This is a genomic window from Aminobacter sp. J41 (assembly GCF_000526635.1).
Taxonomy (GTDB): domain Bacteria; phylum Pseudomonadota; class Alphaproteobacteria; order Rhizobiales; family Rhizobiaceae; genus Aerobium.
In genome coordinates this window covers 1-10,540 of the sequence record NZ_JAGL01000059.1, presented here as the reverse complement: position 1 = coordinate 10,540, position 10,540 = coordinate 1, and the positions used below count along the sequence as shown (strand labels likewise).

General features: G+C 62.0%; 13 protein-coding genes. 5 read left to right on the top strand and 8 right to left on the bottom strand.

From position 1 onward, the window contains the following. Nucleotides 1–256 precede the first annotated feature (256 nt). Nucleotides 257–1,447: a tRNA 2-thiouridine(34) synthase MnmA gene (gene mnmA, locus L630_RS0119785; RefSeq protein WP_024849926.1), complete on the bottom strand. Its 1,191-nt coding sequence runs from the start codon at nt 1,445–1,447 to the stop codon at nt 257–259. 270 nt (nt 1,448–1,717) lie between these two features. Between mnmA and L630_RS0119780 the strand changes: the two genes are divergently transcribed. Further along, nucleotides 1,718–1,993: a DUF1153 domain-containing protein gene (locus L630_RS0119780; protein WP_024849925.1), complete on the top strand. Its 276-nt coding sequence runs from the start codon at nt 1,718–1,720 to the stop codon at nt 1,991–1,993. A gap of 244 nt (nt 1,994–2,237) precedes the next feature. Here the strand turns inward: L630_RS0119780 and L630_RS0119775 are convergent, their stop codons facing one another. Continuing rightward, on the bottom strand, nt 2,238–2,612 hold the full coding sequence (locus tag L630_RS0119775; protein WP_024849924.1) for a hypothetical protein: 375 nt from the start codon (nt 2,610–2,612) through the stop codon (nt 2,238–2,240). 432 nt (nt 2,613–3,044) lie between these two features. On the opposite strand from L630_RS0119775, the gene ctrA reads away from it, so the two are divergent. Then, complete coding sequence (gene ctrA / locus L630_RS0119770; protein ID WP_024849923.1) at nt 3,045–3,740, top strand: cell cycle two-component system response regulator CtrA; 696 nt, start codon at nt 3,045–3,047, stop codon at nt 3,738–3,740. 143 nt (nt 3,741–3,883) lie between these two features. On the opposite strand, the gene L630_RS0119765 is transcribed toward ctrA, so the two are convergent. Both L630_RS0119765 and L630_RS0119760 read right to left on the bottom strand, forming a co-directional pair. Beyond that, nucleotides 3,884–4,252, bottom strand: coding sequence for a response regulator (locus L630_RS0119765; RefSeq protein WP_024849922.1), 369 nt, complete (start codon nt 4,250–4,252; stop codon nt 3,884–3,886). A 101-nt stretch (nt 4,253–4,353) separates the two neighbouring features. After that, nucleotides 4,354–5,001 carry a histidine phosphotransferase family protein gene (locus tag L630_RS0119760; RefSeq protein ID WP_024849921.1) on the bottom strand — a complete coding sequence of 216 codons (648 nt, stop codon included), beginning with the start codon at nt 4,999–5,001 and terminating at the stop codon, nt 4,354–4,356. Between the two features lie 280 nt (nt 5,002–5,281). On the opposite strand from L630_RS0119760, the gene L630_RS0119755 reads away from it, so the two are divergent. Together L630_RS0119755 and L630_RS0119750 are read left to right on the top strand one after the other, a co-directional pair. After that, nucleotides 5,282–5,869: an EipA family protein gene (locus L630_RS0119755; RefSeq protein WP_024849920.1), complete on the top strand. Its 588-nt coding sequence runs from the start codon at nt 5,282–5,284 to the stop codon at nt 5,867–5,869. Nucleotides 5,870–5,994: 125 nt separating this feature from the next. Further along, nucleotides 5,995–7,137: a hypothetical protein gene (locus tag L630_RS0119750; RefSeq protein WP_024849919.1), complete on the top strand. Its 1,143-nt coding sequence runs from the start codon at nt 5,995–5,997 to the stop codon at nt 7,135–7,137. 11 nt (nt 7,138–7,148) lie between these two features. Here L630_RS0119750 and L630_RS0119745 read toward each other — a convergent pair whose 3' ends face one another. The 4 genes from L630_RS0119745 to L630_RS0119730 form a co-directional block, all read right to left on the bottom strand. Then, nucleotides 7,149–7,952 carry an RNA methyltransferase gene (locus L630_RS0119745; RefSeq protein WP_024849918.1) on the bottom strand — a complete coding sequence of 268 codons (804 nt, stop codon included), beginning with the start codon at nt 7,950–7,952 and terminating at the stop codon, nt 7,149–7,151. 111 nt (nt 7,953–8,063) lie between these two features. After that, a complete protein-coding gene (locus tag L630_RS21905; protein WP_034331038.1) occupies nt 8,064–8,369 on the bottom strand; it encodes a metalloregulator ArsR/SmtB family transcription factor in 306 nt (101 codons plus the stop codon). A gap of 115 nt (nt 8,370–8,484) precedes the next feature. Further along, a complete protein-coding gene (locus tag L630_RS0119735; protein ID WP_024849917.1) occupies nt 8,485–9,279 on the bottom strand; it encodes a DUF2470 domain-containing protein in 795 nt (264 codons plus the stop codon). A 113-nt stretch (nt 9,280–9,392) separates the two neighbouring features. Beyond that, the gene (locus L630_RS0119730; RefSeq protein ID WP_024849916.1) at nt 9,393–10,154 is read right to left on the bottom strand and encodes a 3-hydroxyacyl-CoA dehydrogenase; all 762 of its coding nucleotides are present in this window, start codon (nt 10,152–10,154) and stop codon (nt 9,393–9,395) included. 200 nt (nt 10,155–10,354) lie between these two features. Between L630_RS0119730 and L630_RS0119725 the strand changes: the two genes are divergently transcribed. Beyond that, on the top strand, nt 10,355–10,540 hold a 186-nt coding region (locus L630_RS0119725), incomplete at its 3' end, for a helix-turn-helix domain-containing protein (RefSeq protein WP_245263819.1).

The following is a 10,540-nucleotide window of genomic DNA, read 5'->3' as shown; positions in this document are numbered from 1 at the left end:
TGGCAATGCCTGCTGGCAGCCGCCAGCCAGAACATGAAGAAGATCGCCCTGGCACTCACCCGCCAGCCCCGCCTGGCGGGGGCATGAGGCCCTCTCGCCCCTTCATTATCTTCACTTCGTCAGGCGCCGGCAGCGCCCCTGCGCTCTGTCATCCCGCCCAAACGAAAAACCCGCCAAAAAAATCGGCGGGTTTGTCAGTGGTCTGAGGGGCCCGATCGGACCCCTTTTCATTTCACCAGATTCTTGGAGAAAAATTTCAGGCTGACTTGCGCAGCGCCGCATTGGTCGAGAGGCGCGTCAGCATCTCCTCGGCTTCCGCGCAACGCTCGGTGCGGTCAATGAAGCCGCCGCCGAAGACGCGGGCAGCATCGCCGTCGTCAGAATAGAGTACGCAAGCCTGGCCCGGTGCGACGCCGCTCTCGCCGTCGACGAGCTCGACCCAGACGGTGCCATCTTCAGAGTGAAGGACGGCAGGGCGGGGCGGACGCGTCGAACGCACCTTGGCGTAGAGCTCCATTCCGCCGGCCGGGATTTCCGCCAGCGGGCCGTCGCCCAGCCAGTTGACGTCTCGCAGGAACAGCTTGTGCGTCTCGAGCGCCGAACGCGGGCCGACGATGACGCGGGCGTTCTCGGGATCCAGGTGAACGACATAGAGCGGCTCGCCCGAGGCAATGCCGATGCCGCGGCGCTGGCCGATCGTGTAGCGCAGGATGCCTTCGTGCTGACCAAGCACGCGCCCGTCGATGTGGACGATGTCGCCGGGCGTTGCCGCCGCCGGCTTCAGCTTGGCGATGATGTCGGTGTACTTGCCCTGGGGAACGAAGCAGATGTCCTGGCTGTCCTGCTTGTTGGCGACAGACAGGCCCATGGCGAGTGCTGCCTCGCGCACCTGCGGCTTCGACATGCTGCCGAGCGGGAAGCGCAGGAAGTCGATCTGCTCCTGCGTCGTGGCGAACAGGAAATAGCTCTGGTCGCGGTCGGCATCGACCGGGCGGTAGAGGGCGCGGTGCTTGCCGTTGGGTGCGGAGCGAATGTAGTGGCCGGTCGCGAGCGCATCGGCACCGAGTTCGCGCGCGGTCGACAGAAGGTCGGCGAACTTGACGGTCTGGTTGCAAGCGACGCACGGGATCGGCGTCTCGCCCGCGACATAGCTTTCGGCGAAGGGATTGATAACCGCCTCGCGGAAACGCTGCTCGTAATTGAGAACATAATGCGGGATGCCAAGCGTCTCGGAGACGCGACGTGCGTCGTCGATGTCCTGGCCCGCGCAGCAGGAGCCCGCGCGATGCACGGCCGCGCCATGATCGTAAAGCTGCAGCGTCACGCCGACGACATCGTAGCCTTCCCGTTTCAGCAGGCCCGCGACAACAGACGAGTCAACGCCGCCAGACATGGCGACGACGACGCGGGTATCTTCAGGGCGTCCGGGAAGGTCCAGGCTGTTCATAGCTAAACGGGTCCTTGACAAGGGTACGAGGGAAGTTCCTCCGTCCCGTCGAGAGGCTAAATGACTCGGCGGGCTGGGCAGGTCAAGCGCGGACCGGCAGCCGCCAAATTCGCCACGAACCGTTCGTTCGAATTTGTTTCAATGGCCTGCGCAATCACTAACCGCGGATTCATAAACGTTACCTATGCCTTAGCGAGCGCTTAGGCAATTTTTAAATCCGTCGCGCTAACTTCTCCGTGATTGGGTCCTTGAGTTTGTGTAGAGAGTACCATGACCGATCTGGTTAGGCCGCGGGTCAAGTATGTCATCGGACCAGATGGCAGCCCGCTTACGATCGCCGATCTTCCTCCGTCGAACACGAGGAGATGGGTGATCCGGCGAAAGGCCGAAGTGGTCGCTGCCGTCCGCGGCGGGCTGCTTAGCCTGGAGGAAGCATGTCAGCGCTACAAGCTGACGGTGGAAGAGTTCCTGTCCTGGCAGGCTTCCATTGACGAGTATGGGCTTGCCGGACTTCGCACGACGCGGATCCAGCAATACCGGCACTAGCCATTCGCGCCAGATCCACACTGGACTGGCGCAAACCACCGACCAGCTTCCGCGGGCCTTAACCGGGTCTGGCGAAGTACGGAACGAACCCGGCGCTTGCGCCGGGTTTTTCGTTTTGGGCCGGTGTCAGTTCAGGCAGGGCAGGCGGGCAATCCCCGGGCAAGGCGGCTGGGCGCAATCAGATAAAAAGAAAGCCGGCTTGCGCCGGCTGCTGAAGGACGAGGAACTTTAAGATCGACGGATGTCAGCCGATCATCGCGGAGCGGGCACTTGCGCCGGCATCGATATCACGACCGCGTGACTCCAGCATCTCGGCGCGGGCGAGCTCGGCTTCGGCTTCCTCCAGTGCGGCATTTGCGGCCTCGCGCTGCATGCGCAGGTCGTTCTGCGAGTTGCGCAGATTATCGCGGCGCTGACGGGCGGCCTTGGCGAAGGTCGGATATGCGAAATGGTTTTCGTCGGTGATGCCCGCTTTTTTCTCTTCGGAGGCGATCTGCAGCTCAAGCTCCGTCGCCATGCGGTCGAATTCAGCGATCATCATGTCCAGCTGCGCGAGTTGCTTGCGCTTCTCGTTGACTTGAAACTGCTTCAGCCGAACCAGGTTCTCACGTGACTTCATCACTCGCTACTCCTGAACGCGTTGGTTACGCCATCACGGCGGAACCGACCCCCTCTGCCCCCGTGGACTGAACCAGTCCGGAAACAAATTACTAAGAACTGCCTGACGCGGTAACCATTCGTTTACGCGCATTGTTAATCATAGGCGAAAGGGCTTAAGGGCGGGTAAAGACGCCCGGCCCATCCACCGTCGCAAAGTGACTCTTGATGAGGCTCTTAGCGGCAAACGTTAATCCAATACGTTAGAAGCCGCTCTCGGAGATTCAGGTTTTGATTCAATGAGATGCGGCCGGTAGCTGAGACGGACGAATATCGCTTGCACAACTGAATCAGATTTTGTTAACCATTGTGTGGCAGCATCCGATTCAGGCAATAACCGTTCCGATACCGGACGCTGGCCTAACCCGGATTCACGGCGGGAAAGGGGACATTTATGCGCGTTCTGCTCATTGAAGACGACAGTGCGACCGCACAGAGCATCGAGCTGATGCTAAAATCAGAGAGCTTCAACGTCTACACCACCGACCTCGGCGAAGAGGGGGTGGATCTCGGCAAGCTCTACGACTACGACATCATCCTTCTCGACCTGAACCTGCCGGATATGTCTGGCTACGAGGTGCTGCGCACGCTGCGCCTGTCGAAGGTCAAGACGCCGATCCTGATCCTGTCGGGAATGGCCGGCATTGAGGACAAGGTCCGCGGCCTGGGCTTCGGCGCCGATGACTACATGACCAAGCCGTTCCACAAGGACGAGCTGATCGCCCGCATCCACGCGATCGTCCGCCGTTCGAAGGGCCACGCCCAGTCGGTCATCCAGACCGGCGACCTGGTGGTGAACCTCGACGCGAAGACGGTGGAAGTCGGCGGCCAGCGCGTGCATCTGACCGGCAAGGAATACCAGATGCTCGAGCTGCTCTCGCTACGCAAGGGCACCACGCTCACCAAGGAGATGTTCCTCAACCATCTCTATGGCGGCATGGATGAGCCGGAGCTCAAGATCATCGACGTGTTCATCTGCAAGCTGCGCAAGAAGCTTGACGCTGCTTCCGGCGGCCAGAACTACATCGAGACCGTCTGGGGCCGTGGCTATGTGCTGCGCGAGCCCGAGGAAATTCGCGAAAGCGCCTGACAAAAATCAGGCCGTTCTCCATACGTCCTTGCGGATGCATGGATGACGGCCTCGCGCGTCCCCAGCGCCGATAATGCTGCGATTGGAACTAAAGGCTGCTGACGAAAGTCGGCAGCCTTTTCGTTAGCGGGCTGGCGGCGTCGTCAGGCTGCCGCGCTCATCTCGCGGAAACTCTCCAGGAGGAGGTTTCGGTCAAACGGCTTGAGGATGTAGCCGGCCGCACCCGCACGCTTGGCGCGCATGATGTTTCCGACGTCGAACTCGATCAGGCAGAGCAGGATGCGCGGGCGTACCCCTGCCGGCATCGCCGAAATGCGGCGGATCAGGTCGACCGTATCGATGTCCGGAAGGCCGTAGTCGACGACGACGATGTCCGGCATTTCGGCCGAGCAGATCGCCAGCGCCTCGTGGCCATCGGAGGCCTCGATAACCAGCATGTCCATGCTTGTCAGAATCCGCTTCGCGACTTTGCGAATGACGGATGAATCGTCAACGATCAAACAGCGCTTCATCAAGACACCCCCGCGTCCCCGCCGGGGAGGGTCCCCGGCGTCTGGGTTCAACCTACAGGGGCAACGTAAACAACGCGGAAAGCGGTGTGCTGAAGAAGAGATTAATCGTCAGCCGCCTTGCTCTCAGCGGTGAGGGTGATCTCCTCCGCGGAGGCGCGGATGTTGATCGTCATGCCGGCCTCGCGTGCAAGCAGGATGGTGTAGTAGGGCTGAACCGCATGCGCGTCGATCGGCTCCTCGGGCTTCACGCCCGAGTGCAGCTCGAGGAAGCGGGCTGGGACGCGGACCATCGGACCCTTGGCGGTCAGCGTGAAGCGCGGCGAGGTTTCGAGATCATGCAGCTCGGCCGTCAGCTTGCCGCCGCGGGGAATGGCCGCATTGGCGATCAGGATCAGGTTGAGCAGCAGCTTGACCTTGTTCTTCGGCAGGTAGGCGCGGCCGCCAATCCACTCGAACTCCGGCTTCTCGTTGGCGAGGAACGCCTTGGCGACGGCTTCAGCGTCGCCGGTGTCAATCTGCATCCCGGCCGAGCCGGCGGCGCCAAATGCGATGCGGGCGAACTGGAGGCGGGCCGAGGCATTCTTGGCGCTGCTGCGGATCAGGCGCATCGCATCTTCGTCGGCGCCGCCCTCATCCAGGAGTTCCAGACCGTTATTGATGGCTCCCACCGGAGAGATGATGTCGTGGCACACCCGGCTGCAGAGGAGCGCAGCGAGTTCCGGCGCGGTTAGCGTGAGAATGTCGGCCATCGAAGATAGATCCCTCTAAGCGAAGTCAGTCGGTCGGAGTCCGGAAGCAAACCCTGCTGGGCGGTGGCGAATCACCGGCCGGACGTTGCCAAATTGGTTACACAGCATCCAATGCCGGACAAGGAATTGGGCGCAATTGCTGGGCCTTTAGGCTCATTGGGAATGGTTAATGATTGGATAAGGTTTGCGTCATAGTTTTTCCTGGTTCGGCGTGTGGGTGTGGTCGGACGGCCAGCGGGGGAGCAACCGCCGGTTCCGCTCGACAGAGGAGATTGGAAACATGTCCTTCAGGCTTTTCCTCCGTGAGATGTTCCGCCTTGTGGCCGGGGCGCTCGTAGCGATGGTGCTCGCCTTCACGATGCCGGCATCAGCTCAATCCTCGGGTGACACCTATACTGCCCAGGAGATCGTCGACTCGGGCCACCAGTTCTTCGGCGCGGCCGCCGGCGGGCTGGCAAGTGTCATCGAGCAGGTATTCGCGAACCACGGCCTGCCCAATGGCTATATTCTGGGCGAGGAGGGCTCTGGCGCCCTCATTGGCGGCCTGACCTACGGAGAGGGCACGCTCTACACCAAGAATGTCGGGGACCACCCGGTGTTCTGGCAGGGCCCGTCGCTCGGTTGGGATTTCGGCGGGCAGGGCTCGCGCGTCATGATCCTGGTCTACAACCTCGACAGTATCTCCAGCCTTTACGCGCGCTACGGTGGCGTGGCGGGCTCGGCCTATGTCATCGCCGGCCTTGGCTTCAACGTGCTGAAGAACGGCAACACGCTGCTGGTGCCGGTGCGCACGGGCGTCGGCGCACGGCTCGGCGTCAATGTCGGCTACCTGAAGCTGACCGACCGCCCGACCTGGAACCCGTTCTAAAGACACAGTACGGCGCAAATCGTCGTGCCGAGCCGCGCGACGCTGGATTCTGCCGGCGTCGTTGTGGCACATAGGGCGCTTGAAACCGCGACTTCACGAGCGCGGCTGGGAGTGGACGGACGATCGTGATCCAGACTGCGCTCTTCTTCATTCTGGGCTTCCTCACGGCAATGTTCATTGCCGTGCTCGTTGCGCCTGCAATCTGGCGGCGCGCGGTCGTGCTGACCCGGCGGCGCATCGAGGCGTCGATGCCGCTGAAGCTTAACGAAATCAGGGCGGAAAAGGACATGGTCCGTGCCGAGGCGGCCGTCCAGATCCGCAAGCTGGAAATGACGATCAAGTCCCTGAACGAAAAGAACATCGAAGCAGCTCTCGAAGCTGAGCGGCGCGACGAGGAAATCAGGGAATTGAACCGGGAGCGCGCCGAACGCACCGAGAAGATTGCGGAGCTCGTCGAGCGCGGTAGTGAGCTTGAGCAGGCGTTGGCGAGCCGGGTGCAGGAGATCGAGGCGCTTGCCGCCCGTCTGGCCGAGCATGAGACCCAAATCAAGGCGCAGGAAGAAGAGATCCGCAAGCTCGGCGACATGTACGACGAGGCGAGTTTTGCCGCCTCCAGCCGGCAGATCGAGCTGGTGGGACAGGAAGCGAAGATCGAGCAGATGCTGCAGGATCTCGCTGCCGCCAAGTCAGCCCGCAATGCCGCCGAGCAGAAGGCCCGTGAGGCCGCTTCTGAGACCAAGGCACAGCGCGTGGCGCTGACGGAGGAGCAGAAGAAGTCGGCGTCATTGCAGAAGCAGGTCGACCGCCTGACCAAGCAGCTCGCAGAGCTCGAGGACAAGCTCGGAAGGCGCGAGCGGGAGCTGGAGCGGCTGAAGGAAAGGCTCAAGGACGACGCCAAGCCTGAGCGGGTGCTGCAGGCTGAGCTTGGCGATGAACGGGACCGTCGTGCAGGACTTGAAGTGCGGGTTGCAGCCCTCACGGAAGAGAACCGGCAGATGCGCGCCGAACTTGGCAAGCTCAAGCGTGCGGGCGTCGACTCGTCAGCCCATGCGCGTGCCAACGAGCAGCTGCGCCAGCAGATCACTGAGCTTGCAGCTGAGGTTGTCGCGCTTACGGCGCGCATCGAAGGTCCGGAGTCTCCGATCAATCGCATTCTCGCCAAGGACAAGGCCGGCAAGGCTCAGGAAGGCCGCGTCAGCCTCGCCGAGAGGATCCGCATGCTGCAGCAGCAGCCGGCACCCGCGCCTTCCAAGCGCAAGGCTAGCTGAGGTTCTTCGCGTCAGCCGCGCCACATCCGGTGCAGCGCGATCGCCGAGGCTGCAGCCACGTTGAGGCTGTCGAAACTCGACGACATCGGTATACGCACCGTCTGCAGCCGCTGCATCAGTTCCGGCGGCAGGCCGTCGCCCTCGCTTCCAAGCAACAGTGCGTTCTTTTCAGCCGGCGGCAGCTTCGTGATGTCGTATTCGCCCTTCGGCGAGAGCGCGACCTGGCGAAAGCCGTGGCGGTCGAGCGCCTGCGACAGAGTGAGGGCACTGTCGGCAAAAGCGAATGGCACCTTCAGCGCCGCCCCGACCGAAACGCGGATTGCCTTCCTGTAGAGCGGATCGCAGCAGGTGCGGTCGAGCAATACGGCGTCTGCCTCGAAAGCGGCTGCATTACGGAAGATCGAGCCGACATTGTCGTGGTTGGAGATGCCCACCAGCGCCACCACCAATGCGTGGGAGGGGAGGGAGGTGAGCAATTCATCGGCGCTGATGTCCGCCCGCCGCCTGCCAAGCGCCAAGATACCACGGTGGATGTGGAAGCCAGCGATGCGGTCCATTACCTCCTGCGACGCCACGTAGACCGGCAGGTCAGCAGGCGCGAGCGCGAGGGTCTCCTGCATGCCGGCCAAACGCGACTCCAGGATCAGAACCGAGCACGCCTCGAACCGCCGCGCCGCGAAGAGGACGTTGAGGACCACCTTGCCCTCGGCAATGAACAGCCCCTCGCGTCCGATGAGGTCTCGTTCGCGGATGGCGTGATAGGCGACGACGCGCGGATCGTTCGGATCTTCGATGCGAATGGGTTCGGCTGGCATGGGCTTCCCGCAACTTCAAGCAGGCCGATCCATAGCGCAGGCGACACGAAAGCTAAACGCCGCACGATCCGCGTACGACGTTCAGGATCCCGATGCGGCGGAGGGCTGAGACTACGCCGCTTCCTTGCTGCCGAAATACCGGTCCAGTGTTTTCAGGACGCCGCGCACTTCCTCGCAGGTCGTCGAGTAGTAGATCATCTGCCTGTCGCGCCTCGTGTTGACGAGGCCCATGGCGCGCAATTTCGCCAGGTGCTGCGACAGTGCGGATTGGCTGAGGTCAACCTTTTCCGCGAGCTCCCCCACGGACATTTCTCCCTGGAGCAGGTGGCAAAGGATCGCGAAACGTTTGCCATTGCCAATTGCAGAAAGAAACTCCGCCGCCGTTTCGGCGTTGTGAACAAGTTCTAGTGATACCATTACTTCCCCGCTGTCGCCAAAAGCATCGGTCGCCAGGGGGCAGTGGCACCGACGAAAAATGGCAACGCAACCGTTGAGGTCACGCTGCATACAATTACCTCGAAACCCGCTAATATTACAAGCGGAAATGTGCGCGCGAGGCACTGACTAAAGCGCGAGCGGCGGCAGCCATTTCTACCAGAGCGAGCCGAACCTGTTTGGCCTCCTGCAGCGGCTTGTCGAAGAATATGCGGACACACCTCTCGCCCGCGACAAGGTCGAATCCCTCGGCGTCGATACCGGTCATTTCCCAGCCTGACGCCGGCTCGGAAGCCTTGCCGTAGTGCGTTGCGTAGAGGCTGACGGCGTCCGCATGGTCCTTGTTCATATGCTCGACGACACTGGGCTCCATAGCCGCGACGGCGTCGATTGCGGGGCTGTTCGTCAGCAGTTGTTCTGCCCCCAACGCGTAGGCCTTCCCGAACCCACCGTTGAGGCTCGCGTTCAGTGGCACCAGACGAAAAAACGAGAAATCGGCAAAGCCTGAATACAGTCTGGACTTTGAATGGCGGGACAGGAAGCGCCACCTGACGCGTTCGAGTTGCGGCGCATCTGCCGCAACCTTCTCAGCGCGGCAGGCGATCGTCATGCGCGGATAGGCGAGGGGATCGCCCTTTCCGGGCTCGCCGACCAGCAGTGAGCAGCGCGGATCGGCCAGAAGGCCGCCGGTGTGGGCGGCAAGCGTCGAGATCAGGGTGATCGAGGTGCCGTCATGGTCGGTGGCGACTGCGATGCGGCTGACAGAGGGAGCGCCTGTTGCGGGATCAAGAAATGCGAGGGCACCAAAGCGGGCGGTGCGCAGCAGCGTCTTGGCGAGGCGGATCGCCTCGTCGTCGGTCGGGCGCAGAACGTCCTTTTTGGTTTCGGTCATCGCCTGAAGCTCGAACAGTTGGGGCAGGAATAGCGCGCAGTACGCTTCTCAACAATCGAAGGATTGTGTCGGTCCGGCGGCGCTGGGAAAACACCGCCGGACCTAAGCTTGTCTTACCGAGGCGCCATACGGATCGCGCCATCGAGGCGGATCACTTCGCCGTTGAGCATCTGGTTCTCGACGATGTGCAGAGCAAGTGCACCGTACTCGGACGGCTCGCCCAGACGCGACGGGAATGGCACTTGCTGGCCGAGCGAAATCTGCGCCTCCTCTGGTAGTGCGGCGAGAAGGGGGGTGCGGAAGATGCCCGGTGCGATGGTCATCACGCGAATGCCCGAGCGCGACAAGTCGCGAGCGATCGGCAGGGTCATGCCGACAATGCCGCCCTTGGAGGCGGAGTAGGCGGCCTGGCCGATCTGCCCGTCATAAGCAGCCACGGAAGCCGTATTGACGATGACGCCGCGCTCGCCGCTCTCCATCGGATCGAGCTTTTCGGCGCGCACGGCAAACAGGCGGATCATGTTGAAGGAGCCAAGCAAGTTGATGGTGATCACCTTGCGGAACAGCTCGAGCGAGTGGGCGCCTTCCTTGCTGGTCGTGCGGGCGGCAACGCCAATGCCGGCGCAGTTAACGAGGATGCGTGCGTCGCCCAGCTTCGAACCGACCTCAACGAACGCGGCCTCTGCGTCGGCCTCGCTCGACACGTCGCATTTGACAGCGAGACCGCCGATGTCGCGCGCGACCGCTTCCGCCTTGTCGAACGCGACGTCGAACAGGGCAACCTTCGCGCCCTTCGCTGCCAGCGCCCGTGCGGTCGCCTCGCCAAGACCCGAACCGCCGCCCGTGACGACCGCTACCTGACCCGATGGGTTCATGAATTCTCCTCCGCAGAGATTGTTATGTGAAAGAACAATATCGTCATCTTAGATCATATCCGCAGTTTCGGGAAACCCGGAATGGCGAGATGAACGTTTGCCCGACCTGAGAGATAGGTGACAGTTCGTACCGGAGACATGGGTTACACTTTTCGGTTTTGGGCCGGGAGGTGTCGATGCCGTGGAGAGAGACTTCGGTGATGGATGAGCGTCTTCGATTTGTCGCCCGCTTGCTGGAGGGCGAAGGGATGAGCGAGGTGTGTCGGGACTTCGGCATTTCGCGCAAGACCGGTTACAAGATCTTCAATCGCTACAAGGAGGATGGCATTGATGCGTTGACGGACCGGTCGCGGCGACCGGTGCGCTACGCCAATCAGTTGCCCGCT

Bases quoted from the DNA above. Each gene is read 5' to 3' on its own strand.
- mnmA (WP_024849926.1), bottom strand. From the start codon at position 1,447: ATGAACAGCCTGGACCTTCCCGGACGCCCTGAAGATACCCGCGTCGTC.
- L630_RS0119780 (WP_024849925.1), top strand. From the start codon at position 1,718: ATGACCGATCTGGTTAGGCCGCGGGTCAAGTATGTCATCGGACCAGAT.
- L630_RS0119775 (WP_024849924.1), bottom strand. From the start codon at position 2,612: ATGAAGTCACGTGAGAACCTGGTTCGGCTGAAGCAGTTTCAAGTCAAC.
- ctrA (WP_024849923.1), top strand. From the start codon at position 3,045: ATGCGCGTTCTGCTCATTGAAGACGACAGTGCGACCGCACAGAGCATC.
- L630_RS0119765 (WP_024849922.1), bottom strand. From the start codon at position 4,252: ATGAAGCGCTGTTTGATCGTTGACGATTCATCCGTCATTCGCAAAGTC.
- L630_RS0119760 (WP_024849921.1), bottom strand. From the start codon at position 5,001: ATGGCCGACATTCTCACGCTAACCGCGCCGGAACTCGCTGCGCTCCTC.
- L630_RS0119755 (WP_024849920.1), top strand. From the start codon at position 5,282: ATGTCCTTCAGGCTTTTCCTCCGTGAGATGTTCCGCCTTGTGGCCGGG.
- L630_RS0119745 (WP_024849918.1), bottom strand. From the start codon at position 7,952: ATGCCAGCCGAACCCATTCGCATCGAAGATCCGAACGATCCGCGCGTC.
- L630_RS21905 (WP_034331038.1), bottom strand. From the start codon at position 8,369: ATGGTATCACTAGAACTTGTTCACAACGCCGAAACGGCGGCGGAGTTT.
- L630_RS0119735 (WP_024849917.1), bottom strand. From the start codon at position 9,279: ATGACCGAAACCAAAAAGGACGTTCTGCGCCCGACCGACGACGAGGCG.
- L630_RS0119730 (WP_024849916.1), bottom strand. From the start codon at position 10,154: ATGAACCCATCGGGTCAGGTAGCGGTCGTCACGGGCGGCGGTTCGGGT.